The 24,900-nt window shown below is 45.3% G+C and carries 31 protein-coding genes; 21 read left to right on the plus strand and 10 right to left on the minus strand.

The genetic code is table 11. The features are described 5' to 3' along the window. Positions 1-42 precede the first annotated feature (42 nt). The 11 genes from radC to QJ036_RS08990 all read left to right on the plus strand — a co-directional run bounded on the left by radC (position 43) and on the right by QJ036_RS08990 (position 9,923). The gene (gene radC, locus QJ036_RS08940; protein ID WP_283231045.1) at positions 43-735 is read left to right on the plus strand and encodes a RadC family protein; all 693 of its coding nucleotides are present in this window, start codon (positions 43-45) and stop codon (positions 733-735) included. Position 736: 1 nt separating this feature from the next. Beyond that, the gene (gene mreC, locus QJ036_RS08945) at positions 737-1,597 is read left to right on the plus strand and encodes a rod shape-determining protein MreC (protein ID WP_283231046.1); all 861 of its coding nucleotides are present in this window, start codon (positions 737-739) and stop codon (positions 1,595-1,597) included. Further along, positions 1,594-2,118: a rod shape-determining protein MreD gene (gene mreD, locus QJ036_RS08950; protein WP_283231047.1), complete on the plus strand. Its 525-nt coding sequence runs from the start codon at positions 1,594-1,596 to the stop codon at positions 2,116-2,118. Before mreC ends, mreD begins: the two co-directional genes overlap by 4 nt. Continuing rightward, on the plus strand, positions 2,111-4,993 hold the full coding sequence (locus QJ036_RS08955) for a penicillin-binding transpeptidase domain-containing protein (protein ID WP_283231048.1): 2,883 nt from the start codon (positions 2,111-2,113) through the stop codon (positions 4,991-4,993). The genes mreD and QJ036_RS08955 overlap by 8 nt, the downstream gene beginning before the upstream one ends. Before the next feature lie 16 nt (positions 4,994-5,009). After that, positions 5,010-5,684 (plus strand): septum site-determining protein MinC, encoded by a 675-nt coding sequence (minC, locus tag QJ036_RS08960; protein WP_283231049.1) that lies wholly within the window; start codon positions 5,010-5,012, stop codon positions 5,682-5,684. 31 nt (positions 5,685-5,715) lie between these two features. Next, a complete protein-coding gene (minD, locus tag QJ036_RS08965; RefSeq protein ID WP_283231050.1) occupies positions 5,716-6,507 on the plus strand; it encodes a septum site-determining protein MinD in 792 nt (263 codons plus the stop codon). Positions 6,508-6,518: 11 nt separating this feature from the next. Next, the gene (minE, locus tag QJ036_RS08970) at positions 6,519-6,800 is read left to right on the plus strand and encodes a cell division topological specificity factor MinE (RefSeq protein WP_283231051.1); all 282 of its coding nucleotides are present in this window, start codon (positions 6,519-6,521) and stop codon (positions 6,798-6,800) included. A 10-nt stretch (positions 6,801-6,810) separates the two neighbouring features. Then, positions 6,811-7,956: an FtsW/RodA/SpoVE family cell cycle protein gene (locus QJ036_RS08975; RefSeq protein ID WP_283231052.1), complete on the plus strand. Its 1,146-nt coding sequence runs from the start codon at positions 6,811-6,813 to the stop codon at positions 7,954-7,956. 2 nt (positions 7,957-7,958) lie between these two features. Beyond that, the gene (locus tag QJ036_RS08980; protein WP_283231053.1) at positions 7,959-8,354 is read left to right on the plus strand and encodes a methylglyoxal synthase; all 396 of its coding nucleotides are present in this window, start codon (positions 7,959-7,961) and stop codon (positions 8,352-8,354) included. Positions 8,355-8,377: 23 nt separating this feature from the next. Continuing rightward, complete coding sequence (locus QJ036_RS08985; RefSeq protein ID WP_283231054.1) at positions 8,378-9,412, plus strand: D-alanyl-D-alanine carboxypeptidase family protein; 1,035 nt, start codon at positions 8,378-8,380, stop codon at positions 9,410-9,412. A gap of 91 nt (positions 9,413-9,503) precedes the next feature. Next, positions 9,504-9,923, plus strand: a complete 420-nt coding sequence (locus QJ036_RS08990) for a twitching motility protein PilT (protein ID WP_283231055.1) — start codon at positions 9,504-9,506, stop codon at positions 9,921-9,923. A gap of 84 nt (positions 9,924-10,007) precedes the next feature. Here QJ036_RS08990 and QJ036_RS08995 read toward each other — a convergent pair whose 3' ends face one another. After that, positions 10,008-10,217 (minus strand): DUF378 domain-containing protein, encoded by a 210-nt coding sequence (locus tag QJ036_RS08995; protein WP_283231056.1) that lies wholly within the window; start codon positions 10,215-10,217, stop codon positions 10,008-10,010. An 87-nt stretch (positions 10,218-10,304) separates the two neighbouring features. On the opposite strand from QJ036_RS08995, the gene QJ036_RS09000 reads away from it, so the two are divergent. From QJ036_RS09000 to QJ036_RS09030, 7 genes are all read left to right on the plus strand, one after another. After that, on the plus strand, positions 10,305-11,741 hold the full coding sequence (locus QJ036_RS09000; RefSeq protein ID WP_283231057.1) for a biotin/lipoyl attachment domain-containing protein: 1,437 nt from the start codon (positions 10,305-10,307) through the stop codon (positions 11,739-11,741). Positions 11,742-11,833: 92 nt separating this feature from the next. Further along, positions 11,834-12,337 (plus strand): cell division protein SepF, encoded by a 504-nt coding sequence (locus tag QJ036_RS09005; RefSeq protein WP_283231058.1) that lies wholly within the window; start codon positions 11,834-11,836, stop codon positions 12,335-12,337. An 11-nt stretch (positions 12,338-12,348) separates the two neighbouring features. Then, complete coding sequence (locus tag QJ036_RS09010) at positions 12,349-13,110, plus strand: YlmH family RNA-binding protein (protein WP_283231059.1); 762 nt, start codon at positions 12,349-12,351, stop codon at positions 13,108-13,110. 33 nt (positions 13,111-13,143) lie between these two features. Next, a complete protein-coding gene (gene aroB / locus QJ036_RS09015) occupies positions 13,144-14,250 on the plus strand; it encodes a 3-dehydroquinate synthase (protein WP_283231060.1) in 1,107 nt (368 codons plus the stop codon). A gap of 30 nt (positions 14,251-14,280) precedes the next feature. Next, positions 14,281-14,853 carry a signal peptidase II gene (lspA, locus tag QJ036_RS09020; RefSeq protein WP_283231061.1) on the plus strand — a complete coding sequence of 191 codons (573 nt, stop codon included), beginning with the start codon at positions 14,281-14,283 and terminating at the stop codon, positions 14,851-14,853. Further along, positions 14,850-15,761: an RluA family pseudouridine synthase gene (locus tag QJ036_RS09025; protein WP_283231062.1), complete on the plus strand. Its 912-nt coding sequence runs from the start codon at positions 14,850-14,852 to the stop codon at positions 15,759-15,761. The genes lspA and QJ036_RS09025 overlap by 4 nt, the downstream gene beginning before the upstream one ends. Positions 15,762-15,825: 64 nt before the next feature. Beyond that, positions 15,826-16,464: a cytidylate kinase-like family protein gene (locus QJ036_RS09030; protein ID WP_283231063.1), complete on the plus strand. Its 639-nt coding sequence runs from the start codon at positions 15,826-15,828 to the stop codon at positions 16,462-16,464. A gap of 80 nt (positions 16,465-16,544) precedes the next feature. On the opposite strand, the gene glmS is transcribed toward QJ036_RS09030, so the two are convergent. After that, entirely contained in the window at positions 16,545-18,365 is a 1,821-nt protein-coding gene (gene glmS / locus QJ036_RS09035; protein ID WP_283231064.1) for a glutamine--fructose-6-phosphate transaminase (isomerizing), read from the minus strand. Positions 18,366-18,783: 418 nt separating this feature from the next. On the opposite strand from glmS, the gene QJ036_RS09040 reads away from it, so the two are divergent. After that, complete coding sequence (locus QJ036_RS09040) at positions 18,784-19,743, plus strand: aldo/keto reductase (protein WP_283231065.1); 960 nt, start codon at positions 18,784-18,786, stop codon at positions 19,741-19,743. Between the two features lie 137 nt (positions 19,744-19,880). Here the strand turns inward: QJ036_RS09040 and QJ036_RS09045 are convergent, their stop codons facing one another. Together QJ036_RS09045 and QJ036_RS09050 are read right to left on the minus strand one after the other, a co-directional pair. Then, entirely contained in the window at positions 19,881-20,096 is a 216-nt protein-coding gene (locus tag QJ036_RS09045; RefSeq protein WP_283231066.1) for a hypothetical protein, read from the minus strand. Then, complete coding sequence (locus QJ036_RS09050) at positions 20,093-20,332, minus strand: hypothetical protein (protein ID WP_283231067.1); 240 nt, start codon at positions 20,330-20,332, stop codon at positions 20,093-20,095. Before QJ036_RS09050 ends, QJ036_RS09045 begins: the two co-directional genes overlap by 4 nt. 149 nt (positions 20,333-20,481) lie before the next feature. On the opposite strand from QJ036_RS09050, the gene QJ036_RS09055 reads away from it, so the two are divergent. Beyond that, positions 20,482-20,682 (plus strand): hypothetical protein, encoded by a 201-nt coding sequence (locus QJ036_RS09055; protein WP_283231068.1) that lies wholly within the window; start codon positions 20,482-20,484, stop codon positions 20,680-20,682. Between the two features lie 71 nt (positions 20,683-20,753). Here the strand turns inward: QJ036_RS09055 and QJ036_RS09060 are convergent, their stop codons facing one another. Both QJ036_RS09060 and QJ036_RS09065 read right to left on the minus strand, forming a co-directional pair. Further along, entirely contained in the window at positions 20,754-21,815 is a 1,062-nt protein-coding gene (locus tag QJ036_RS09060; protein ID WP_283231069.1) for a replication initiation factor domain-containing protein, read from the minus strand. Between the two features lie 107 nt (positions 21,816-21,922). Then, entirely contained in the window at positions 21,923-22,708 is a 786-nt protein-coding gene (locus QJ036_RS09065; protein WP_283231070.1) for a zonular occludens toxin domain-containing protein, read from the minus strand. Positions 22,709-22,877: 169 nt separating this feature from the next. Between QJ036_RS09065 and QJ036_RS09070 the strand changes: the two genes are divergently transcribed. After that, a complete protein-coding gene (locus QJ036_RS09070) occupies positions 22,878-23,027 on the plus strand; it encodes a hypothetical protein (protein WP_283231071.1) in 150 nt (49 codons plus the stop codon). A 62-nt stretch (positions 23,028-23,089) separates the two neighbouring features. On the opposite strand, the gene QJ036_RS09075 is transcribed toward QJ036_RS09070, so the two are convergent. From QJ036_RS09075 to QJ036_RS09090, 4 genes are all read right to left on the minus strand, one after another. After that, positions 23,090-23,284, minus strand: coding sequence for a hypothetical protein (locus QJ036_RS09075; RefSeq protein WP_283231072.1), 195 nt, complete (start codon positions 23,282-23,284; stop codon positions 23,090-23,092). A gap of 12 nt (positions 23,285-23,296) precedes the next feature. Continuing rightward, positions 23,297-23,476: a hypothetical protein gene (locus QJ036_RS09080; RefSeq protein WP_283231073.1), complete on the minus strand. Its 180-nt coding sequence runs from the start codon at positions 23,474-23,476 to the stop codon at positions 23,297-23,299. Positions 23,477-23,592: 116 nt separating this feature from the next. Beyond that, a complete protein-coding gene (locus QJ036_RS09085) occupies positions 23,593-24,294 on the minus strand; it encodes a hypothetical protein (RefSeq protein ID WP_283231074.1) in 702 nt (233 codons plus the stop codon). 170 nt (positions 24,295-24,464) lie between these two features. Further along, positions 24,465-24,692, minus strand: a complete 228-nt coding sequence (locus QJ036_RS09090; RefSeq protein ID WP_283231075.1) for a hypothetical protein — start codon at positions 24,690-24,692, stop codon at positions 24,465-24,467. Between the last annotated feature and the right edge of the window lie 208 nt (positions 24,693-24,900).

Raw genomic sequence — 24,900 nt, forward strand, 5'->3', positions numbered from 1 at the left:
GCTGCCGATTTCAGACCTGACTTCTTGAAGGAGGAGGGTCATATGAACAGAAATACAATCCGGGAGCTTCCTGCTTCCGAACGACCGTATGAAAAATGCCGGGCGAAGGGCCCGGAGAGCCTGACCGACGCAGAGCTTCTGGCAGTCATTCTGCGAACCGGTACGAAAGGGCAGGGAGCTCTGGAGACTGCCAGAAAAGTACTGGATATGAGTGTCCCACACGGCGGGCTTCTTGGGCTTTACCATCTGACTGCGGATGAGCTCAGAGGAATACCGGGGATCGGTTCTGTGAAGGCTCTCCAGCTCTCCTGCATCGGAGAACTGGCAAAGCGTATGAGCAGGAATCGTTTTGAAAAGGCCCGGACCTTTGGTACGCCTGGTGAGGTGGCCTCCTATTTTATGGAGGATATGCGACATCTGGAAAAAGAGGAATTAAGATCCGTGTTTCTGGATACAAAAGGACAGCTTTTGAAAGAAGAAGTCCTCTTTGTGGGAACCGTAAACGGATCACTGATCTCTCCCAGGGAGATTTTTCTGGAGGCCCTCAAGTGCCGGGCAGTCAGCGTGATCCTGCTCCACAATCATCCCAGCGGAGATCCGGAGCCGAGCAGGGAGGACATTCTTGTGACGAAACGGATCGCAGCAGCAGGAGAGCTTCTCGACATCTGTCTCCTCGATCATATCATTATCGGGGATCATTGTTATATCAGCTTAAAAGAACGAGGAATATGGTAGGATGAAAAATAAAAAGAAGACTTCTTTGCCGGCCAGATATGTGCTGTTTTTTCTGGTTTTATTCTGTGTGGCACTGATGGCTGTCAGTTATTTTAAGCCGGGTTTTTTAAGCCCTGTCACAAATGCAGTGAATTCAGTGCTTGTCCCCATGCAGAAGGGAATCAATCATCTTGGGACAGGCTTTGCCGATACGGCATATGATTATCAGAGTCTGGAGGAAGCCAGAGAGGAAAACAAACGGCTGAAGGAGGAAGTAGCGCAGCTTCGGGAAGAAATCGGAAATTATCAGCAGGGTCAGATCGAGCTTCAGGAACTGCGGGAGCTGTTTGAACTGAAGGGGCAGTATACCGATTATGAAATGACAGGAGCGAGGGTCATCCAGAAGGATGCCGGAAACTGGTATCATTCTTTCGTCATTGACAAAGGATCTGATGACGGCATTGAAAAGAATATGAATGTGATCGCCGAGGGCGGCCTTGTGGGCATTGTTACCGAGGTTGGAAGCAACTTTGCCAGGGTTCGTTCCATCATTGACGACGACAGCAATGTCAGCGCCATGTCCTTAAATTCCAGTGATACCTGTATCGTATCCGGTGATCTGAAGCTTTACGCGGAAGGGAAGCTCCGGTTAAGCTATATCGATAAAAATGACAATATCTGGGATGACGATAAGATCGTCACCTCCAACATCAGTGATAAATATCTTCCCAATATCCTGATCGGATATGCAACGGATATTCAGGTGGACAGCAACAACGTGACCAAGTCCGGATATCTGATTCCGGCTGTGGATTTTGATCATCTGCAGACAGTTCTGGTCATCAAGACGCTTAAGGTAACAGGTGAGGAGAGTCAGTCTTGAAAATCAAACGTTTTTTAGTAATGGCGCTTGTTATATTTGTGGGATATCTTCTTCAGTTCGGGCTGTTTGCGAACAGTCCGCTCATCGATACGGTTCCCAACATTCTGCTGATCATTACGGTATCTTTCGGGTTTATGAAGGGGAAAAATCAGGGAATGGCCATCGGCTTTGCCTGTGGGCTGCTTTTGGATATTGTATCCATGAGCTCCGTCGGATTTCATATGATCATTCTGATCATTCTAGGTTATATGACGGGAGCCCTTCATCAGTGGATGTATTCCGATTATATCGTATTTCCGCTGATCGTTACCACATTCAGCAGTTTGATCTACGGCATGTACCTCTATGTGTTCCAGTTTCTCATAAGGAACCGGCTGGATTTTGTTTATTATCTGCTTCATGTTATCCTGCCGGAGGTTATCTATACGGTGATCCTGACCAGCCTGATTTATCAGATTTTATCCTTTATCAATTACAAACTGGAAATGACAGAACGAAGGAGCGCGACGAAATTTGTTTAATGAATTATGGGAAATCCTGATAACCGGAATTAAAAAAGTGTTAAAGTCCCGCCTGTTTGTGGTGAGCATTCTGTTTATCGCCATGTTCGGGGCACTTGTATTCCGCCTGTTCAAGCTTCAGATCGTGAATGGCGAGGATTATCAGGAGAATTATGTTCAAAAAACCCTGAAAACAGTCAGCATCTCCGGAACAAGAGGCGACATTTACGACAGAAACGGAAATCTTCTGGCCTATAATGAACTGGCTTATGCGGTTACAGTCGGTGATTCCGGTTATTACAAAAACGGCTATCAGAGAAATAAAATGCTGCTGAAGCTGATCCCGATTCTGGAAAAACACGGGGAGACGCTGATCACCTCCCTGTCCATCGCCATTGATGGAAACGGAAATTTCCAGTATACCACCGGAAGCGAGGAGGAACGGCTCCGGTTTCTGCGTGATGTTTACGGTCTTAAGAGCGTAGAAGAACTGGATGATGAAGACGGCAAATATCCCTCCTCCATTTCAGCAAGGGAACTGTTTGATAAGCTGAAGGAGCGGTACGGGATCGGAGTCAATGAGGACAAGACCACCTATGAGATCGAAGACGCACTGGCTCTTAAGGTTTTGAATGTCCGATATTCCATGACTTTAACTGCTTTCCGCCGTTACGATGCGGTGACAGTGGCCAAAGACATCAAGCTTGAAACAGTGGCTGACATCAAGGAGCATTCCGATGAATTGAAGGATGTCAATGTGGAGGAGCAGACCATTCGCGTTTATAACGACAGCTATGCGTTTTCTCATATTCTCGGCTATACAGGCCAGGCAGATTCCGAGGAGCTGGAGGAGCTTCAGAGCCAGGATGAATCCTACGAGCTTGGAGATGTGGTCGGAAAATCCGGTATCGAGTCTGCCATGGAGCTGGAGCTTTCCGGAGAAAAGGGAAGCAGGACCATGTATCTGGACAGTGAGGGACGTATTCTTGAAACCACAAAGGTTGTTGAGGCGGAAACAGGAAATGATATTTACCTGACTATTGACCGGGATCTGCAGGTAGGAATCTATGCCCTGATCGAACAGAACCTGGCCGGTATTCTGATCCAGAGGCTGAACAGCGACCCCAATTATGAAGTGGCAGATGATGCGGACGGATCCAAGGTTCAGATTCCTGTAAAAAATGCATATTTTCAGTTTATCAACAACAACATCCTGTCTATGTCCCGGTTTGCATCCGAAGATGCCAGCGAGCTGGAAAAGAGTATCTATTCCCGCTTCAGCAGCCGGCTTTCCACGGTTCTCCCTGAAATATCAGGGCAGCTTTCCTCTGAGGGGGCGCCGTCATTCGATAAATGCGCCAGGGATATGCAGGATTATCAGGATTACATTTTTGATTATATGAAGGATGAGGGATTCTTTGTGGAGGGATCCTTCAGCACCGATGATGATATTTATATGGGTTGGGTCAATGAAACTATAAGCTTCCATGATTTTCTGTATCACGCGGTGGAAGAGAACTGGATCAATCTGCAGAAAATCCAGTCAGAGTCCAAGTACACAAGCACCGACGATACGTTTCAGACTCTGATTGATACCCTGATTTCTTCCATGGCAAACGATTCCGGGTTCCAGAAGCTGATCTATAAATATCTGATCAAGGACAATTCCATCACCGGAAGAGAGCTTTGCCTCTGCCTCTTTGAGCAGGGGGTTCTGCCCTATGATGAGGCAGCCATTGCCAGCCTGCAGTCCGGAGATGAGACAAACGCTTTTGAGTTTTTGAAGCAGAAGATATACAATCTGGAGCTCACGCCGGCCCAGCTGGCCCTGGACCCCTGCTCGGCATCCTGTGTCATTACCGATGTCAATACAGGTGAACTCCTGGCTCTGGTCACGTATCCGGGTTATGACATCAACCGGTTTTCCGGTTCCATAGATGTGGAATATTACAGAAGCCTCTATAATGATCTGAGTCAGCCGTTCTTAAACCGTGCCACTCAGGTTGAAACGGCTCCCGGCTCCATCTTCAAAGTGCTGACCTCTGTCATCGGCCTGGAGGAGGGTGTGGTAAACAAAGATACCCTCATTTACGATACTGGTGTTTTTGAACGACAGGGCCTCCATCTGCGATGTTGGGATACCAGCGGCCACGGAGATCTCAATGTGGTCGGAGCCATTGCACAGTCCTGTAACTATTACTTTTCTGAGATTGGCTGGCTGATTTCTGAGGATAACGGAGAATACGACGGCGAACAGGGTATTGCCACCATCCGGCAGTATGCCTCCATGTTCGGCCTTGGCGAAAAATCCGGTGTTGAGATCGCGGAGAGTTCTCCCCATATCACGGATCAGAACCCGATTCCCTCCTGTATCGGCCAGGGTACTCATACGTATGCAGGCATTCATCTTTCCCGTTATGTGACCGCCCTTGCCAGCAGCGGAAATCTGTATCAGTACAGTCTGATCTCAAAGGTTCAGAAAAACGATGGAGAGGTCATAAGGGAATATACGCCTCAGATCGAGAACCATATTGAGCTTCGCCAGTCCACCTGGGACACTATACATGAGGGAATGCAGGAAGTGGTTGGTCCCAATGGAACCTTTGCTTCCAACTTTAAGGATTCTCAGGTCCTTAAGGAGGTCACCTTCGCAGCCAAGTCCGGTACAGCAGAGCAGACCAAGGGACGTGCAAACCACGCAACCTTCATTGCCTATGCGCCTGCCACGAATCCGGAGATGGCTCTCTCTGTGGCCATCCCCAACGGATACGGCTCCAGCTATTCAGGAGCTCTGTCGGAGCAGATTCTCAGCTATTATTACGGATACATCAGCCTTGATACGATTCTTTCCGAGAATCATGCCATCGATGCTGAGACAAAGCATGTATCCGATTAAACCAAGAGGTGGTAAGATGCGTCAGACAGTCATTATCAAGGGAAATAAATATGGTCTTTCCGTGTTTTTGGATCCGGAACTTCCCATGGAGAAGCTGCTTTCGGACATTGCATCCAAGATGCGGGACTCTGCGAAATTTTTCCGCGGAGCAAAAATGGCCATTACCTTTGAGGGCCGGACACTTACACCGGAGGAAACCAATGCAGTTGTAAATACCATTTGTGAAAATTCAGAGATAGATATCTCCTGTGTCATTGACACAGACAAAGCACGGGAAGCCTTTTTTCGGCGGGCGCTGGATGAAAAGGCGGAAGAGGAAGGAAACGGTCAGCCTGCCGGCAGCGGTCAGTTCTATAAAGGAACACTGCGTTCCGGACAGGTTCTGGAAGCGGAAGGAAACATTGTCATGCTCGGCGATGTGAATCCCGGGGCCAGAATCGTTGCCAAAGGAAACATTATTGTGCTTGGCGCGCTGCGCGGTACGGCAATTGCCGGACTGGGCGGAAAGAAGCACGCCATCGTCGTGGCTCTGGAGATGGAACCCATTCAAATCCGCATCGGTGAGGTGACGGCACGCATGGCCGCAAAGAAAACCTTTCCAAAGGGAGCGCAGATCGCCTACCTGGATTTCGGGAAGCTCCGGATCGAGCCTCTCTGTAAAGAGGTCATTGACGAAGTAAGCTTTCGCTAGAGCAGGAATTTGAATTGTGGAGGAAAGAAAAATGAGTGAAGTAATCGTAATTACGTCCGGCAAAGGTGGGGTCGGAAAGACAACCACTTCTGCCAATCTTGGCACCGGCCTTGCCATGCTTCATAAGAAGGTGGTCCTGATCGATACGGATATCGGTCTCAGAAATCTGGATGTGGTCATGGGACTGGAAAACAGGATCGTATACAATCTGGTGGATGTCATTGAGGGAAGCTGCCGGCTTTCCCAGGCACTCATCAAGGACAAGCGTTATCCCAATTTACAGCTTCTGCCTTCGGCGCAGACACGAGATAAATCCAGTGTCTCTCCGGAGCAGATGAAAAAACTGATTGAATCCCTGAAGGAAGAGTTTGATTATATTCTTCTGGACTGTCCGGCCGGGATCGAACAGGGATTTAAAAATGCCATTGCAGGCGCAGACCGGGCTGTTGTAGTCACTACCCCGGAGGTCTCCGCCATTCGGGATGCAGACCGGATCATCGGCCTTCTGGAGGCCAATGACATCCACCACATCGACCTCATTGTGAACCGGATCCGCATGGATATGGTGAAGAGAGGAGATATGATGTCCATAGAGGATGTCATTGATATTCTTGCTGTTCATCTGATCGGCGCGGTTCCCGATGATGAGCATATCGTGATCTCCACCAACCAGGGAGAGCCCCTTACCGGTTCCGACTGTCTGTCAGGACAGGCCTATATGAATATTGCACGGCGTATCACCGGAGAAGAAGTTCCCATGTTGGATCTGAATGTAAAAAACGGCTTCTTTTCCAGACTGGCCGGAGTATTCAAAAAGAAATAGGGGGACGTGTCATGGGATTTTTTGACTTTTTTGCAAAGAACAAGTCAGGGAATGTGGCAAAGGACCGTTTAAAGCTCCTTCTTGTTTCTGACAGGGCCAACTGTTCTCCTGAGATCATGGAAGCTATTAAAAATGACATTATAAAAGTGATTTCCAAATATATGGATGTGGATACGGAAGCGCTTGATATCCAGATTACTCAGACCCAGTCGGAGGATGGAAAAGAAGTCGTTCCGGCGCTTTTCGCAAATATTCCAATTAAAGATATAAAAAATGGGAATCCTAACAAATAAAGGATAAAAAATGTTTAAATTCAAAGAATACCGTTTCCGATACTATAACATGAGAATCATCCTTTACGTCCTGATTTTAGCGGTGATCGGAATCCTTTTTGTGAAGAGTGCGACCATCGGGACCGGAGCGGATACGTACAACAAACAGATATTTGGTGTGGCTGTTGGTATTTTCTGTATGCTTCTGGTGTCAGTCATTGACTATCACTGGATCCTGAAGCTTTACTGGCCCATTTATGCGGTGAATATTGCCATGCTGCTGGCCACGAAGTTTATGGGAGAGAGCGGCGGCGGAGCACAGAGATGGCTGATGCTTCCTGTCATCGGACAGATCCAGCCCTCTGAGTTTTCCAAGATTATAATGATCTGTTTCTTTTCCATGTATTTTTACAAGCATCGGGAAAAAATCAGTTCCCTTCGGATCGTAGTCAGCTCTGCTGTGCTTTTTGCCGTTCCAGCCTATCTGATTCTGGACCAGCCAAATCTGTCCACTACGCTGGTGGTTGTGGTGATCTTCCTGGTCATGCTCTATGTGGCAAAGATCAGTTACAAATGGATCGGCGGCGCTTTTGCAGTCATGGTGCCCTTCAGCGTCTGGTTTGTTTATTATATCCAGCAGGAGGGACAAAAGCTTCTGGAGCCTTATCAGGTCAACCGGATCATGTCCTGGATCAATCCAGCCAAATATCCGGCGGATAATACCCAGCAGCAAAGGAATTCCATCATGGCCATCGGTTCCGGCCAGCTTCGGGGGAAGGGACTGGCCAATACGACTCTGGCTTCTGTAAAAAACGGAAAGTTTCTTTCAGAGGAAGACTGCGATTTCATTTTTGCCGTCATCGGCGAGGAAGTAGGATTTGTCGGAAGCGTAATTATCCTTGCACTTTTGCTCATTCTTGTGGCAGAATGTATTTATATGGCTGCAAGGGCAAAGGATATGGCCGGTAGACTGATCTGCAGTGGTATGGCTGCGCTGCTGGCTTTCCAGTCCTTTGTAAATGTGGGCGTGGCCACTGGGCTTCTGCCCAATACAGGCCTGCCGCTTCCTTTTATCAGTGCCGGTTTGAGTTCGCTTTTAAGCTGCTTTATCGGAATCGGTCTGGTTCTTAATGTGGGTCTTCAAAGAAATTATGAAAATAACAGAGGAGGGTTCTAAACATGAATGTCGGGCTTATTGCACATGATGCAAAGAAAAAACTGATGCAGAATTTCTGTATTGCCTACCGTGGAATTTTATGCCGGCATGAGCTGTTCGCGACCGGTACAACCGGCCGCCTGATTGAAGAAGTCACCAATCTGAATGTGCACAAATTTCTGGCGGGACATCTCGGCGGTGAGCAGCAGCTGGCCGCACAGATCGAAAACAATCAGATCGATCTGGTGATCTTTTTAAGAGATCCTCTCCATCCAAAGTCTCATGAGCCGGATGTTTTTAAAGTGATCCGCCTGTGCGACACCCATAACATTCCTCTGGCCACCAATCTGGCAACGGCAGAGCTTTTGATCAAGGCTCTGGAACGGGGAGATATGGAGTGGAGAGAAGCGTTTAAGTAAAACAGGAGTGTAAGTTTTTTATCATGCCCAGGAAAACAACTGCAAAGCAGGTGAAGCGCACCAGAAAATTTCTTCAGTTTTCTGCAGCGCTTTTGGCTGTTTCTATTTGTATTGCCATAATTGTTCATTTTGTGGTGCCTGATTCCCCGACAGACAGCAGCGGTATTCCGATGCTTGCTGCTTACGAGGGGCAGACCGAACTGAAAACCTTTGAATCGGAGCCTTCCGCCTTCTGGGATGAAATGTCCCTCTTTGGTGAAAAGCTTTGTGTGGCGTTTGAATCGGAACCGGATCCCGGAATTACCGCAGAAGCGGCTGTCATCTTTGATCAGACAACAGGAGAGGTGCTTTACAGCCACAATGCCTATGAGCGCCTGTATCCGGCCAGTATCACCAAGTGCATGACTCTGTTGGTGGCTTTAAAATATGGTGATCTGTCCTCGCAGATTACAGTGGAAGGATCCATGCTTTCCGATCTGGATCCCGGGTCTTCCCTGGCTTATATCAAAGCAGGAGACACTTTAACCCTCCGTGATCTTTTATATGGTCTGATGCTGCCTTCCGGAAACGATGCCGCCAATGTCATCGCCTACTGTGTGGCCGGCAGTGAAGAGGCATTTGTGGAGCTTATGAATGAAGAGGCCGGCAGGATCGGTGCCACCGGAAGTCATTTCGTAAATGCCCACGGCCTTACGGACCCGTCCCATTATACGACAGCCTACGATATTTATCTGATCTACAATGAGCTTCTGAATTATCAGGAATTTCTGGATATTATCGAAGCGCCCTCCTATACGGCCCGGTATACAGGAGCAAACGGTCCGGTCACCAATGAGTGGTCCCGCGGGATCCGTTATTTCACCGGAGAATACAAAGCGCCGAACGGTGTGACGCCCCTTGGAGGAAAAACCGGTACAACGCCGGAGGCGGGATACTGCCTGTCTCTCCTTTCCACAGATGAAACGGGGGATCTGTATGTTTCGGTTGTTTTAAAATCAGAGAGCCGTCCTTCTCTGTATGAAAATATGACGACACTACTTTCAAAAATTCCGAAATAAGGATTGTACTTTCCGGGAATTTATACTATAATTAAAACAGGGTTTTTACAGAAATCCGAATTATAACCAGTGACTAAAGGAGGAGTGCATTATGGTGCAGATCATAGCAGGAAAGATGGGTAAGGGAAAAACGAAATTTCTGCTTGAAAAAGCAAATGTGGCAGTAAAAGAATGTAAGGGGTCCCTCGTATATCTTGACAAAAACACAAAAAATATGCACGAGCTTGACAATAAGGTTCGTCTCATCAATGTCTATGATTATCCGATTCGTTCTTATAATGCTTTTATTGGATTTTTATGTGGAATCATCTCACAGGATTATGACCTGGAATACCTGTTTTTAGACAGTTTTTTGAAGCTTGCGCATCTGGAGGAGCAGGATATCTCCGCTGCGCTTATTGAGTTGGAACAGCTTGGACAGCAATATGGAGTTACCATCATTCTGAGCATTTCCATGGACGCTCAGGATCTTCCGGAGCACGCACAGTCTAAGGTGATTGTTTCCCTGTAGTAACTTACATAATATTGATAAATAGGTCCGGGACGTGTACCCCACGTCCCGTACTTTTTTATTCAGGCTTTGTTCTGCGGCATTTCATTCATGACTGTTCCCGACGCGTCCAAACATACTGATGAGGTAGAGGCCGCAGATGCCGACGATTCCATAGACAATGCGGGAAAGCAGTGTCATGTCGCCGAACAGAAACGCAACCAGATCAAAGCGGAAAAATCCGATCAGTCCCCAGTTCACCGCGCCGATGATCGCGATGGCAAGGGCCGTATAATCCAATGGTTTTGAGTTCATTGTTATTTCCTCCTTTTTTCTTTTTATTGTATTCTGATTTTTCCATATTATTATTGGGAAGATTTTCCAGGCTGAGGGAGCAGATTTGTGGCAAAAACAGGAAAAAAAATCATTCGTTATAAAAAACCGAAAAATTTGAATATCGGCATGGCAGTATTTGCCGTTATCTTTTTATATCTGATTATTGTCCTGGTTCAGTACATGATCAAGCCGAAGGTAAAAATGTACGAGGTGCAGGACGGAGACATTGCAAACACCTCTTATTATACCGGAGTGATCCTCCGGGAGGAGATGGTGATTAATTCCGATTATTCGGGATATGTCAATTATTACCTCCGCGAAAAACAGAAGGCGGCAGTCGGAAATCTGGTATTCACTGTGGATGAGAACGGTTCCATGAAGGAATATCTGAATCAGTCCTCCGGAGATAAAAGCCGTCTGTCGGATGAAAACCTAAAGGAACTGAAGGAGCTTCTTGCAAATTTCAGTTCCTCCTATTCAGACAGCCGTTTTTCGGAGGTCTATGATGCAAGTGCAGCTCTTTCTTCCAGACTTATGGAATGCATCAATGTTAACAACCTTCAGGAGCTGTCGTCTTTTACAGAACTGGAAAACTCCATCTCTTTCCAGAAATGCTACGCAAAAATAAGCGGAGTTGTCATTTATTCTATCGATGGCCTGGAGGGTCTGACTGCAGAACAGGTATCTGCTGATATCTTTTCCCAGGACAATTATCAGAAGACCTCTCTGACAGGAGGAGAGCTGATCAGCAGCGGGAGTGCCGCCTATAAGGTTATCACAGACGATTCCTGGTCTGTTGTGATCCCGCTTTCCGAAGAGGAGCTTTCTGATTATACGGATGTGAAAAGCGTAGCCGTTCACTTTCCCGGTAAAGATCTTGACGCGACAGCCGGCTTTTCCATTGTTCGGGGCAGAGACGGGGCATCTTACGGAAAAATTGATCTGACAAAATATATGATTCAGTTTGCCGGAGACCGCTTTGTGGAAATCGAAGTTAAAAATTCCCAGGCCCACGGTCTTAAAATTCCGAAAACTGCGCTGGTTTCAAAGGAAGCCTTTGTGATCCCCATGGAATATCTGACCACCGGCGGCGACAGTCTGAACGAGGGGTTTTATAAACAGGCCTATGGCAATGACGGCACGGTTACGACTGAGTTTGTGGAGGCGGACATCCTCCGGATCACCGATGAGGATGAAAAACAGGCTGCAGAAGCGGCGGGGGAAGAAATCACGGATAACTGCTATGTGTCCATCGACAATTTTTCGGAAGGTGATTACCTTCTTCTTCCCGATTCCAATGAGCGGTATCAGATCGGACAGAAGGAGGTCCTGACCGGTGTTTATAATGTAAACCGTGGATATGCCGTATTTAAATATATCCGGATCCTTGATGACAACAGCGAATACTGTATTGCAAAGAAGAACGTGTCCTACAGCCTTCGTACTTATGACCAGATCGCGCTCCATGGAGACCGTGTATCGGACGACGCGATTCTACACTGATTTTTTGAAAAAATTCGGATTATCAGTTGACAGTATTCAAAAAAACATTGATAATGATAGATGAGTGAAAAAGCGGAAAGGTGGTTCATTAAATGAGTAAATTTATCGATAAATTTCTGGATTCCATGAAGTTAAATGACGAAGACGATTACGAATATGAAGATGATTATATGTATGATGAGGAAGAGGAGGAAGAGCAGCCCAAAAAGAGCTTTTTCCGCAGAGAGAAAAAGGCGGCTGTTCCCGATGATGAGCCGGAGATGGAGCCTATATCCAGGACAAGACCCCGTACAGCCAGCAATGTAGTTCCCATGCGTTCTGCCACCAGAGGCGGCATGGAGGTCTGCATGGTAAAGCCCGGAACGATCGGTGATGCCCGTGAAATCGTTGATACCCTGCTGAGCGGCCGCGCGGTTGTCATAAACATGGAGGGAATCCCGACAGAAATTGCTCAGAAGATTATCGATTTTACCTCAGGTGCCTGCTATTCCATAAATGGAAATCTGCAGAAGATCTCCAATTTCATCTTTATTGCAACTCCTCAGTCTGTAGAACTGTCCGGTGATTTTGAAGATCTGATGGGCGGAGGAAATTGACGGAGCAGGATATGGACAAGGATGATCAGTTATTTGTCAATCATCTCCGGGATCTGGCTGATCTGTGTTACCAGAGAGGGATCCCGGTTTATACAGATTTTTTGAATTTGCATGAGCAAACAGTCTTTCTGGCAAAAATGCCGGAGTTTTCCCATGTCCGCATCCGCCTGGACGGCGGATATGAGGAAGCGGAGAGGAAGATTGTTTGCTTTCTTCCTGTTTATGAGGAGGAAGCAGATCGGGAAAGGCTTCCCATAGTTCCCCTGAAAATCAGCTCTTCCGCCGGAAAATTTACGGTCCCCTGTACTCACAGGGATTATCTTGGAGCTGTTTTGAATCTGGGGATCGAGCGGGGAAAAATCGGGGATTTCCTGGTGGGAGACGGTTATGCCTATGTATTGTGTACGAAAAACATGGCCGACTTTCTCATGAACAGCCTGACTTCCGTGAAAAGAAATCCTGTCATCTGCAGGATCGTTCCCTTCTCTGAGCTGACGGGCCAGGTTTCCTATCGGGAGCTTACCGGGTCCCTGGCATCTCTCCGCATGGATTCTCTTCTTGCGCTGTTTATGAAAAGCTCCAGGACAGCTGCCGTTTCCTGTCTGGATGGGGAACGGGTTTTTGTAAATGGACGGCTTTGTGTTTCCCATGGTGCAGTACCCCGGGAGGGTGACATCATATCAGTCCGCGGTGCAGGAAAATTTGTTTTTGACGGTGTCCTTTCATCCACAAAGAAAGGGCGTCTGATGGTAAAGATCCGCATATACGGTTAAAATATGAATGATACAATGAGGAGTGTGGTTTCTATGACAGCAAACAACACGGAAAAACTTGTGGTTTGCCAGGATAAAGAGCCGGTATATTCTATATGGCTGACAGATTCTTTCCGTGCCCTTCCGGACGCCCTGGACGGACTTTTTCTTACAGATCGGAAAGTCTGTATTGTGACAGACAGCAACGTGGCCGGACTTTATCTCGATGAGATAAAAGCGGTGTACGCAAAACTGGCAGCAAAGGCAGTTTCCTTTGTTTTTCCAGCAGGAGAGGAAAATAAAACTCTCGATACAGTAAAAAAGCTGTATGAGTTTTTGATCAGGGAGTCCTTCGACAGGAACGACTTGCTGATCGCTCTGGGCGGCGGCGTAGTCGGCGATCTGACCGGCTATACAGCAGCCACCTATCTGAGAGGGATCCGTTTTATCCAGATGCCCACGACGCTTCTTTCTCAGGTGGATTCCAGCATCGGAGGCAAAACAGGGGTGGATTTTGATTCCTACAAAAATATGGTAGGAGCCTTTTATATGCCGAAGCTTGTTTATATCAACGTATCGGTACTGAAAAGTCTTCCGGCAGGCCAGTTCTCCTCCGGTATGGGAGAGGTCATCAAGCATGGCTGTATCCGTTCTGAGAATTATTACCGGTGGCTTTCGGATCACCGGGAGGATATCGGGAGACGTGAGGCTGCTGCGCTCATGGAAGTGGTACGCGGAAGCTGCCTCATCAAAAGAGCCGTCGTGGAGGAGGATCCGACAGAGAAAGGCGTCCGTGCCATCTTAAATTTCGGCCATACCCTTGGCCATGCCATTGAGAAGGAAATGAATTTTACCATGAGCCACGGAGCCTGCGTCGGTGCGGGATGTACGGCTGCAGCATGGATTTCCATGAAAAGAGGACTGATTTCGGCAGAAGAACTAAGTCATCTGGAAGAGCTTCTCCGCTTTTTCGATCTTCCGACAAGAGTTTCCGGATTCTCTCCGGAGCGGATCCTGGAGGCGGCCAGACATGACAAAAAAATGGATTCCGGCGTGATCAGATTTATCCTGCTGAAACGGATCGGAGAAGCGTATATCGATAAAACCGTGACTGCCCGGGAAATGGAAGGGGCGCTTTCTTATCTGTCAGGAAACGTCTGACGGATTATCAATGGATTGTGTGGAGATCATATGAATAAAACGATACAGACTAAAAAGAAAACAGCAGTATGCCTTTGTTATCTCATCCTTTCACTGGCTTTGATTTTTTTCGACCAGTGGACCAAGCATCTGGCTTCCGTAAATCTGAAGGGAAAGGCTTCCTTTGTAATTCTGGACGGAGTTTTTGAGCTGACCTATCTGGAAAACACCGGAATGGCATGGGGACTTCTGGCCGGAGGAAGATGGCTTTTCCTGGCGGGAACAATTCTGATCCTCGCGTTGATCGTGTATGCGTTCCTGAAGGCTCCTCTCACCAGGAGATACAGTCTTCTTAGGGCAGTTCTCACGGTCCTGGCTGCCGGTGCTGTGGGAAATCTCATTGACCGGTTTGTAAATGGATATGTCATTGACTTTTTTTCCTTCTGCCTCATCAATTTTCCGATTTTTAACGTGGCGGACTGCTATGTAGTCGTTGCGGGAATTGTTTTTGTGTTGATCTTTCTGTTTTATTATAAGGATGAGGAACTTGCTGCCTTTGTCCCCGGTTTTCTGAAAAAGAAAAAAGACGCTGCCGGACAGACAGAAGAGGAGAAGAAACCATGACGGCCTTTTCCTTCCGGGCAGAGGCTAAGGACGCCGGAGTACGACTGGATAAATATCTGTCTGAAAGGCCTGAATTGCCCTCCAGAAGCTATTTACAGCGCCTCATTGAAGAAGGACAGGTCCTCGTGGATAAAAAGCCTGTAAAGAGCAATTACAGGCTTCAGGAGGGAAATGAAATTGCCATATCCGTACCGGAGCCGAAGGAACTCTCCGTGGAAGCTGAGCAAATGGACCTGAATATCGTCTATGAGGACGATGACCTTTTGGTGGTCAATAAACCAAAGGGACTAGTGGTCCATCCGGCTGCCGGTCACGAGACCCATACCCTGGTCAACGGCCTTCTTTATCACTGCCGCGGGAATCTTTCCGGCATCAACGGTGTTCTTCGCCCCGGTATTGTTCATCGGATCGACCGTGATACGACAGGCCTTCTTCTCGTGTGCAAAAATGATTTTTCTCATGCTGCCATTGCGGAGCAGCTAAAGGTTCATTCCATAACCAGACGGTATCATGCTATTGTCCATGGTGAGCTTGCCTGTGACGGAACTGTGGATGCTCCCATCGGAAGGAATCCCAACGACAGAATGAAAATGGCAGTCAATTACAAAAACGGTAAGGATGCTGTGACCCATTATCATATTCTGGAGCAGCTGAAAAAATTCACCTATGTGGAGTGCCGGCTGGAAACAGGACGGACCCATCAGATCCGCGTCCATATGGCATCCATCCGTCATCCTCTTCTGGGAGATACGGTTTACGGTCCTGCAAAGCCTGCTTTTCCAATAGAAGGTCAGGCTCTTCACGCGAAGGTTCTTGGTTTCATTCATCCCCGAAATGGTAAGTATATGGAATTTGAGGCGCCTCTTCCGGAGTATTTTCAAAAACTTTTGGTAAAATTGCATATATAACTGTACTTTTTTTGATAAATATAGTATAATATATATAATCAGAAGAGGAAAGGAGCTGAAGATTATGCATGGAAATCTGATTATCACTATCGGAAGAGAATGTGGCAGCGGCGGAAGATTCATCGGACAGAAGCTTGCAGAACGGCTGGGAGTCAAGTGTTATGACAAAGAGCTGCTTGCCCTCTCTGCGAAAAACAGTGGACTTTGTGAAGAAATATTTGAGCATCATGATGAAAAGCCTACCAACAGTTTTTTATATTCCCTGGTTATGGACACATATTCCATGAGCTATAATCCATCCGGATTTTTGGATATGCCTCTGAATCAAAAGGTCTTTCTTGCTCAGTTTGATACGATCAAGAAGCTGGCGGAGGAGGAATCCTGCGTGATCGTTGGACGGTGTGCGGATTATGCTCTGGCGGAATATCCCAATGTGGTATCTGTCTTTACCACGGCTTCCTACGATGACAAGGTAGAATATTTAAAAGAGCATTATCACATTGAGCCTTCCAAGATCAAGGACTTTATCACAAAAACAGATAAAAAACGCGCCTCCTATTATAATTATTACACCAACAAAAAGTGGGGCAGTGCCAAATGCTATGATCTGTGCATCAACCGAAGCGCAGTGGGCTTTGACGGAGCTGTGGATGTGATTCTCAATTTCGTTGAAATGAAACGTAAAGCAGGACAAATCGAATAAGATTAATGAGTAAAAATAATCGGTGCCGCTTCCACATTCGGAGGCGGCACTGATTTGTTTTATCGATTCTGTCAGATCGTTTATTCGACCGTTACAGACTTTGCCAGATTCCTGGGCTTATCCACATTGAGTCCTTTCAGATCCGAGGTATAATATGCCAGCAGCTGAAGGATCACTGCCACAGGAAACACCGCAAACCGATCATCGGAAACAGGCACTTCAAAATGAATATCGCAGATTCCTTCCGGAATCTCTGCTCCCTTTTTGGTGATCAGGATCACAAAGGCGCCTCTTGCCCGCACCTCGCGGATATTGGAAATGGTTTTTCCGTAAATATGATCCTGGGTCGCAACGGCAATGACCGGAGTATTTTCCTCAATCAGTGCAATGGTGCCATGTTTCAGTTCACCGGCAGCATAGGCTTCCGCATGGATGTAAGAGATCTCCTTCAGTTTTAAGGAACCTTCCAGCGAAAACGCGTAATCAAGACCGCGGCCGACAAAAAACGCGTCCTTTGCCTTGGAAAGAACACCGGCAGCTGTTTTGATCCGGGACTTATGCTCCAGTATCTTTTCTACAGCAGGAATGGAAGAGAGCAGCTGATCGACAAACGCTGCTGCCTCCTGTTCCGTAAACTTCCCTCGGACCATGGCCATGCGGCAGCCAATGAGATAGAGGCTGGAAAGCTGGACCATATAAGCCTTTGTGCTTGCCACAGCGATCTCAGGACCTGCATGGGTATAGAACACATAATCACTTTCTCTGGCAATTGTGGAACCTTTTACGTTGACGACAGAGAGGACCTTTGCCCCACGCTCTTTGGAAAGGCGGAGTGCAGCCAGCGTATCAATAGTCTCTCCGGACTGGGAGATAACGATGACAAGAGTCTTTTCATCAACAAGCGGGCTTTCATAGCGGTATTCCGAAGCAATGTTCACCGATACCGGAATTTTGAGAAGGGGCTCCATAAGCGCCTTGCCCACCATGCCGGCGTACATGGCGGTTCCGCAGGCCACAATGGCAATCTGATCGCAGTCTGCAAATACCTGATCGGGAATTCCATCGTCTGAAAAATCCGGAAGACCGTCCCGTAACCGTGGAGTAATAGTGTTATGAAGTGCATCCGGCTGCTCATGGATCTCTTTCAGCATATAATGGGGATAACCGTTTTTCTTGGCAGCCTCCACATTCCAGTTGACCTCAAGAATTTCGGGCTCGACCTGGTTTCCGTCCAGATCCTGCACAAAGATCCCATCCCTTTTCAGAGTCACGATCTGATACTCAGGAATCACAAAATAACGGTTCGTGTAGGGAATGATGGCAGTCACATCCGACGCCACAAAAGAACCGTCCTCCATATGGGCAGCAACCATGGGACTCACATTTCTTACACAGAAAATCTGATCCGGAATATCCTCAAACATGATACAAAATGCATAAGAACCGGTAATTTCCCGGATCGTTTTTTCAATTGCCTCATAAGGATCACCCTCATAATAATAATCGAGAACTCTGGCAGCAACCTCTGTATCTGTTTCTGAAACCAGGCTGCCGCGGAAGTCAAATCGTTCAATCAAATTGTGGTAATTTTCAATAATTCCGTTGTGGATCAGCGTCACCTTTCCTGCAATATGAGGATGGGCATTGGTATCATTGACGCCTCCGTGAGTCGCCCATCTGGTGTGACCAATGCCGCAGTGGGCTTCCACGTTAAGAGTGGAACAGGCATCCTTCAGGGTAGAAACAGGTCCGGCTTTTTTGATGAGCAGCCGGTCGTCATTTTTCCCGGAAAGAAGGGCAATACCGGCACTGTCATAGCCCCGGTATTCCAGCTGTTCCAATCCGTCCAGCAAAACCTTCAGGGCATCCAGATGTCCTGTATATCCAATAATTCCGCACATAAAAATCTCCTTATATTTCCATATTATGTAAAAGTCTGATTATGATCCCTGATTATATTGAATTTGTTTTGCCGTTTCCGGCATATTTGCCAATATATTCACGCTCAGGGAGCATGGAAGAGCATCCGCCGAATTTTCGATTTTCTCTTCTCCTCGTTACCCTTACTTACAAATACTTACAAATACTTACAAATAAGGGACATGGCGCTTATCAGTATTCAATTTTTCTGCAATTGCCTCCTTAAACAACAGCCTACTTAACTATAACATTTCGGACAATATGAGTCAAGTTTTGGAAAGCTTTTGGCGTTATCTCAAAATTCTGCTTGCCTGAGAAAAAAGATAATTCTATAATAGGATATGGGTCACTGTTTTACAGTATGTTTTTTAGTCTATTGAAACAGGAGGGAATGGCATCATGAAATATATTGAAGTTGGAAAATCCGGAATTCAGGCATCCAATCTGATCATGGGCTGCATGAGGCTGAAGGGAAAAACGCCAAAGGAAGCAGAGGCCATCATCCGGACAGCCATGGACGAAGGCATCAATTTCTTTGATCATGCTGATGTGTATGGAAGCGCCGGCCTTCGGGGCGAATGTGAGGAAATTTTTGGAAAGGCAGTTTCTCTTTCAAAGCCGTCTGTTCGCGAGCAAATGATCATCCAGAGCAAATGCGGCATTATCAAAAGTGCGACCGGTGCCTATGATTTTTCCAAGGAACACATTATTGAGGCCACAGACGGCATATTAAAGCGTCTGGGAACAGAATATCTGGACTTTCTGCTTTTGCATCGTCCGGACACTCTTATGGAGCCTGAGGAGGTTGCAGCGGCTTTCGAAAGCCTGCGTACCCAGGGCAAGGTCCGTCATTTCGGCGTTTCCAACCACAAGCCCCTTCAGGTGGATCTTTTACAGAAATACATCCCCTATAAGCTGGAAATCAACCAGCTTCAGTTCAGCATTGTCCATTGTCCCATGATCGATTCCGGCGTGGCGGCGAACATGGATATTCCTCAGGGATATGATAAAGACGGTTCTGTTCTAGAATATTCCAGGCTCCACGATATGACGATCCAGGCCTGGTCGCCATTCCAGCAGAGTGGACCGGTGAGTTCCTCTGTGGCAAGACCGTTCCTTGGTGACCGAGAGAAGTTTGGAAAATTAAATGAGGTGATCGACCGCATCGCAGAAAAATATGAGGTTACAAATACGGCTGTGGCTGTAGCCTGGATCACCCGTCATCCGGCCAGATTCCAGGTGATTCTCGGAAGCATGAATCCTCAACGGATCAAAGATGCCTGCAAAGGCTCTGATCTGCCTCTGACTAGAGACGAATGGTATGAGATTTATCAGGCAGCAGGGAAGAAGCTTCCATAAAAATTTCTCATGAAATAAAGAGCTTTGCTGATCATTTAAAACAGACGCATAAGGTGCCGGAATTTTTTTCTTTTGGATGAATCCGTTTTCTTGTGTGTCTGTTTCTATTTATTCGTTAAAGTTGAGAAATTGCGAAATCATACACGACGCATAAGCTCAAGCTGCTCAAGAAAATCAATAAGACATTCACCACGATTCTGGTATAGTTGAGCGATACGACCTCGACGATCCCAAGGAACATCTGATGCAGCTGCCTGATTTTCAGCAATATGCCGGGCACAATTTTCAATTTCAATAAGACATAGTTCTTTAATTAAGGTTACCTGTTCAGGTGTGATCCGGACAAACATCATTTACCTCCAACAAGCTGAGCACCGGTAGCAACAACAACCATCTGACCACGATAAGGAAAAATATTAAGCTCAAGATTTACATAGCAGCCATCATCAAGTCCATTGAAATTTTCCGGTTCACGAGTACCGAAAGAATGAAGTCCATCATCAGCTTTACAAGAAACATTATAATAAGTTTTTGAACCAGACTGACGAGAAGAAACACCTAAAAACATAACTTCAGAAACAGCTTTCATAATAAACCACCTTTCTTTTCAAATGAAAAAATGTTATAATAAAAAGTTAAACTATTATAGATAACAATAGATATCTATTAATATCTAAAATAATTATAAAAAATAAAGAAATAGATGTCAATAGACAACTATTAAGAAAAGAGGTAAATATGACTGGAAAATATAAAAACAAAACATTTTCATTAAGAATAGACAACAGATTACAAATGAAAGTTGAAGCAATAGCAGAAAAAGAAGATAGAACAATAACAAAACAATATGAAAGAATAATAAGAGAGTATATACAAAACTATGAAAAAGAAAATGGACCCATAGAAATAGATGGGGGGGGGCAGAACGATGAAACGTAGTTTTCAATACTACTTTAAAGACAGAATATTTTATACTAGGAAAAACGGATCCAGCTGAGCATATGATTTAATTAAGACAATTCAGGTATCAAATCCTGCAATAAGATTCGCTGCCGGGCTGACAATTTATTAACACCTAGGTTTAAAAGATCATAAACAAAATCGAGCACACCGCCATCAGAAGCAACAATAAAAGCAAGAGATCTTGATACTTGCTTTTTTAACCATGCCTTTGTATCGTCCAAAGAAAGAGGAACCGGAGCAACATAGATAGAAAGCTTTTCAACATCAGAAATAAACTCATCCCATGCAGGAAGAGTCGTGCAGCGTGTTTTATTATTATCATCTTTAATAATAAATCTTATATAATTTGATAAGATACCACAAGTAACCTGAGACAGTGATCCGTTAAGAAGGAGAGCTGCAGCTATATTGGCACGACCGTTTTTAAGCTCCAATTCCCAACGAACCCAATCATGTTCAATAAGCGGGCAGCTGCCATCATTTTTACTGTTTTGCTCCAGCTTTTTATCATAAACGCGCAGGAAAGTATCAGATTTACGAGAACCAAAATACAAAGTCCATCCAATAACATTTCCATTATTATCGTGTGAGCTTTCAGAAGACCAGGAATGAAACCGAGATGAAAAAGCGGCATCGACACAAAGATCAAAAATATCATTAAGAGTAAAATATCCAACCTGATCATCAATAGCAAGATCAAGACGAGTAAAATGACCACCAAGCTGGATAATCTGACTTAAAAATTCCTGGAAAGCGGTATGATTAAAATCAGAAACATTAAAACCGGTACCAAAAGGAGTAGATCCAGTCCTGGAAGCGTGAAACCGGTTTAAAACAATAAGAATATCCTTAGACGGAATATCAACATGGATACCCATTTCTTCAGTACCATTGGAAAGAATACGAACAGAACCATCAGCCAACTTACTACAATTTCGATATCCATATGATCCAACAGGCATAACAACAAACTCTGCAGCAGAAAATCCAAGAAAATCCACCACGTCAGCTACAGTATATTCATATGGCAGCGTAAAAGCTATCCAGTCACAACAGACAGATAAACCATTTTTCATATTCTGATCATTTCCAAAAGATTGAGCTTGCATAAAAGACCTCCTGAATTTTCTACCCCCGTATTACTGTACCGGGGGTTATTTCGACCCGGATAGAGTCGATAAAAAGCACATCAACAGCCGCCGATGAGACAGCAGCATCATTTTCGCCGCCCCACAACACGACGAAGAAAGGAACGGGGTGAGCGACATAATCGCCGCCCAGAGGGCACCCGGCGATGAGTAAGAGAGCGCTTCCGGAACTCCTGATACTCATTTTCCCATTTCTGAGCCTCCTGATCAGGAAGCTCATCAACCACAAACGAATCAAAATACTTCGCATACTTAGGGATCAGCATAATTTTCGAACTGCCGGTTAAAAATCCACCAATACCGGATAAGTGCAGCTGATCAGCGATCCGAGATTCAGCTTGCGAGCTGGCCTCAGTAACCGTAATCGACCTGGTAATGCTGCGGATATAGGTAAACCAACCAAGCGGATTAACAAGCAAATACATGCGATCCGTCAAAGTCCTGAGTTTAAGATCAATGTCAAAAGACTGAGAAAACAGATACACAGTATGTCGATAATGTCTCTGCAGCTTAAAATAATCACGCACCTCCGGCTTAAAATTCTTGAAATTCCGATTATCCCAGATCATACCTACCTCATCAATAAGCAATACAGATTCAGGCGGGAAAGAACGAAAACCAATGTCATTATGATCAAGCTTATAAGCATAAGGCACATTGAGAGTCGAATACACAGGACGACCTAACTTTGCATATTTAACAGCCAACATGGTAAGATATGTAGACTTCCCAGCTCCTTTTTTACCAAAGACCATATATAACTTATAAGGATTACGAAACCGTTTATAAAAATAAAGAGTAACACCACAAACCAGACAAACCAAAACAATTAAAACAAGAGCAAATGTTTTCAAAAATCATCCTCCTCATCCCATAAGCTTCCGAAGAAAACCAACAGCAGCACCAAAAAGACCGAGGCACAAAAAACACAACCCGACAGTATCACTAAATAAATACCTGGCAACATAATCAATCATCCCCACAAGATAACTTAAATATTCCATTCAGTCGTTGGAGGCCGCCGTGAACGAGAGCGGCCTCCGGCCTCCTTCCTGTCATACAGACTTTAAAAGTCTGACAAACATACCTACCGCAGCTCCGACCATCAACACAGCAGTCATTAAAAGCAGAAGCGGATTTGCGATCACAGTAGATACCAAAGTTGTGATCTGAGTAATAAACCAAGTGAAAACCTCAGTAAACGTCGATAACAAAGCAGTCATTAAAACACCTCCTTATACAGACTTTAAAAGACGGACAAACATACCGACCGCAGCTCCGACCATCAAAACAGCAGTCATCAAGAGCAGCAGCGGATTATTAACCACAGTAGTTACGAGAGTACCGATCTGCGTAATAAACCAGCTAAAAACACTCGTAAACATATTAAGCAGAGTACCCATACCAGTAGTTTCAGATGCAATTAACATAACAAACCTCCTTTATGATTTATTATCAATTCCACGGTGACTTAGTAAAAAACTAACCGCAAAAATGACGATCCGAATGACAACAAATCCAATCAAAGCAATACCGAGCCAACCAGCTTTATTTATAAGTAAATCCCAAAGAGTAACAAAAACATTTAAAATAAAAGCACCGACCTGCGATAAATCAGACATAGACTCACCTCCGGCAAACATTTATGAAGAAGATAATGAAACATAAAACGAATACCAAAGAAAAGATTGATAACACAGGCTCAGGAACAGTAACACCAACAAGATTATTAATAAAATCAGCCACGGTGACCCCTCCTTAAAAATCGTATTAAACCGTTTACAGCCATAATAATCAGACATATCGCAAAAACCACCTCTAACCAATAAGATCTCGAATACGAAATTTGATCAGCATTAGATATGCCAACATAAGTAGTAGTAGAAGAAAGAGAGCTGCCATTGACATAATAAGAGGTTACATATTGAGCAGATCGATATCGATATAAATTATTAGCGTAATTTGATGATCCACGACCCAAAATTGTTAAATTTAAAGTATCAACAGCAGATCGGTCAGCAGCTTGTCCCACATATAAAGGCACCCGGATATCACTGGAGGACCAATTTACAATTTGACCAGCCTCGATCGTGACTTTATCAGCCTGCTCAGGAGTAAAAACAGCTTGACATGATCCGTAATTGGAAACCTCAACATTAAAGATCACCATACCATCAAGGCTATAGCTGCCATCACCGGAAGCAAGAACATCGGAATCGGAGAGGGCAAAAGCAGACACATCACCCATATAAGGAATAATAGAATCTGTCGATTCCTCCACAATTTCTTCAGTTGAGGATGATTCCATAAGATCAAATACATCACCTGATTCACCAGTCTCCGAAATGACCTCAGTTTCCAATACATCTGCTTGAGACTCTTCATTTACAACCTCCTCAGGAACAATAAAACCATTTTCATCAACTGTATAAACTTCCATTTTAACCCCCAATCGATTTATCTTTCCAATAACCAACAAGGAACCTGCCAACGATCAGAAAGAGAGCAGCAGAACAAAGCAACATACCCAAGGAGACATCACCAACGACTTGACACCGGCTGAGAAAATCCACAAAAGAAGCCATAAAAGTGAAAAACCAATTCACAAATTCAAGCATCTGGAGCTCCTTTCTTGAGTATGAACCGGATCACGCAGCATGCAAGCAAAACACCAACAACAGCAAGAAGAAAATCCGGCAAAACATTCATAATTTCATATACAAACCCAATTGACTTAAAAAAATTTGCGATCATAGAAGCGATACCAGCAAAAGTATCGACAACAAAATCAATCACAGTAGATATAAAGTCGATAATTGTATCAAAGAACTTGAACATAACTAACCTCCTCTATACCTGGATATATAGTTAAAGATCATAAGACTGAAACCAACTAATAGAATAATTTTAAACATACCTAGGCTGTTATTGACCTCTTAAAATAGCGTAATAATGATTAGCTTGCGTGTCTCTGGATTGTTCTGTATACTGTCATCAGTTTACAGAAAGAAAAAAGTCTCAGAGCACCTTCCCTGGAAAGTCGTGT

The sequence above is a fragment of the Fusibacillus kribbianus genome, from assembly GCF_030053595.1.
In the GTDB taxonomy this organism is placed as follows: domain Bacteria; phylum Bacillota; class Clostridia; order Lachnospirales; family Lachnospiraceae; genus Lientehia; species Lientehia kribbiana.

Bases quoted from the DNA above. Each gene is read 5' to 3' on its own strand.
- radC (WP_283231045.1), top strand. From the start codon at position 43: ATGAACAGAAATACAATCCGGGAGCTTCCTGCTTCCGAACGACCGTAT.
- mreC (WP_283231046.1), top strand. From the start codon at position 737: ATGAAAAATAAAAAGAAGACTTCTTTGCCGGCCAGATATGTGCTGTTT.
- minC (WP_283231049.1), top strand. From the start codon at position 5,010: ATGCGTCAGACAGTCATTATCAAGGGAAATAAATATGGTCTTTCCGTG.
- minD (WP_283231050.1), top strand. From the start codon at position 5,716: ATGAGTGAAGTAATCGTAATTACGTCCGGCAAAGGTGGGGTCGGAAAG.
- minE (WP_283231051.1), top strand. From the start codon at position 6,519: ATGGGATTTTTTGACTTTTTTGCAAAGAACAAGTCAGGGAATGTGGCA.
- QJ036_RS08975 (WP_283231052.1), top strand. From the start codon at position 6,811: ATGTTTAAATTCAAAGAATACCGTTTCCGATACTATAACATGAGAATC.
- QJ036_RS08980 (WP_283231053.1), top strand. From the start codon at position 7,959: ATGAATGTCGGGCTTATTGCACATGATGCAAAGAAAAAACTGATGCAG.
- QJ036_RS08985 (WP_283231054.1), top strand. From the start codon at position 8,378: ATGCCCAGGAAAACAACTGCAAAGCAGGTGAAGCGCACCAGAAAATTT.
- QJ036_RS08990 (WP_283231055.1), top strand. From the start codon at position 9,504: ATGGTGCAGATCATAGCAGGAAAGATGGGTAAGGGAAAAACGAAATTT.
- QJ036_RS08995 (WP_283231056.1), bottom strand. From the start codon at position 10,217: ATGAACTCAAAACCATTGGATTATACGGCCCTTGCCATCGCGATCATC.
- QJ036_RS09005 (WP_283231058.1), top strand. From the start codon at position 11,834: ATGAGTAAATTTATCGATAAATTTCTGGATTCCATGAAGTTAAATGAC.
- QJ036_RS09010 (WP_283231059.1), top strand. From the start codon at position 12,349: ATGGACAAGGATGATCAGTTATTTGTCAATCATCTCCGGGATCTGGCT.
- aroB (WP_283231060.1), top strand. From the start codon at position 13,144: ATGACAGCAAACAACACGGAAAAACTTGTGGTTTGCCAGGATAAAGAG.
- lspA (WP_283231061.1), top strand. From the start codon at position 14,281: ATGAATAAAACGATACAGACTAAAAAGAAAACAGCAGTATGCCTTTGT.
- QJ036_RS09025 (WP_283231062.1), top strand. From the start codon at position 14,850: ATGACGGCCTTTTCCTTCCGGGCAGAGGCTAAGGACGCCGGAGTACGA.
- QJ036_RS09030 (WP_283231063.1), top strand. From the start codon at position 15,826: ATGCATGGAAATCTGATTATCACTATCGGAAGAGAATGTGGCAGCGGC.
- glmS (WP_283231064.1), bottom strand. From the start codon at position 18,365: ATGTGCGGAATTATTGGATATACAGGACATCTGGATGCCCTGAAGGTT.
- QJ036_RS09040 (WP_283231065.1), top strand. From the start codon at position 18,784: ATGAAATATATTGAAGTTGGAAAATCCGGAATTCAGGCATCCAATCTG.
- QJ036_RS09045 (WP_283231066.1), bottom strand. From the start codon at position 20,096: ATGATGTTTGTCCGGATCACACCTGAACAGGTAACCTTAATTAAAGAA.
- QJ036_RS09050 (WP_283231067.1), bottom strand. From the start codon at position 20,332: ATGAAAGCTGTTTCTGAAGTTATGTTTTTAGGTGTTTCTTCTCGTCAG.
- QJ036_RS09055 (WP_283231068.1), top strand. From the start codon at position 20,482: ATGACTGGAAAATATAAAAACAAAACATTTTCATTAAGAATAGACAAC.
- QJ036_RS09060 (WP_283231069.1), bottom strand. From the start codon at position 21,815: ATGCAAGCTCAATCTTTTGGAAATGATCAGAATATGAAAAATGGTTTA.
- QJ036_RS09075 (WP_283231072.1), bottom strand. From the start codon at position 23,284: ATGTTAATTGCATCTGAAACTACTGGTATGGGTACTCTGCTTAATATG.
- QJ036_RS09080 (WP_283231073.1), bottom strand. From the start codon at position 23,476: ATGTCTGATTTATCGCAGGTCGGTGCTTTTATTTTAAATGTTTTTGTT.
- QJ036_RS09085 (WP_283231074.1), bottom strand. From the start codon at position 24,294: ATGGAAGTTTATACAGTTGATGAAAATGGTTTTATTGTTCCTGAGGAG.
- QJ036_RS09090 (WP_283231075.1), bottom strand. From the start codon at position 24,692: ATGTTCAAGTTCTTTGATACAATTATCGACTTTATATCTACTGTGATT.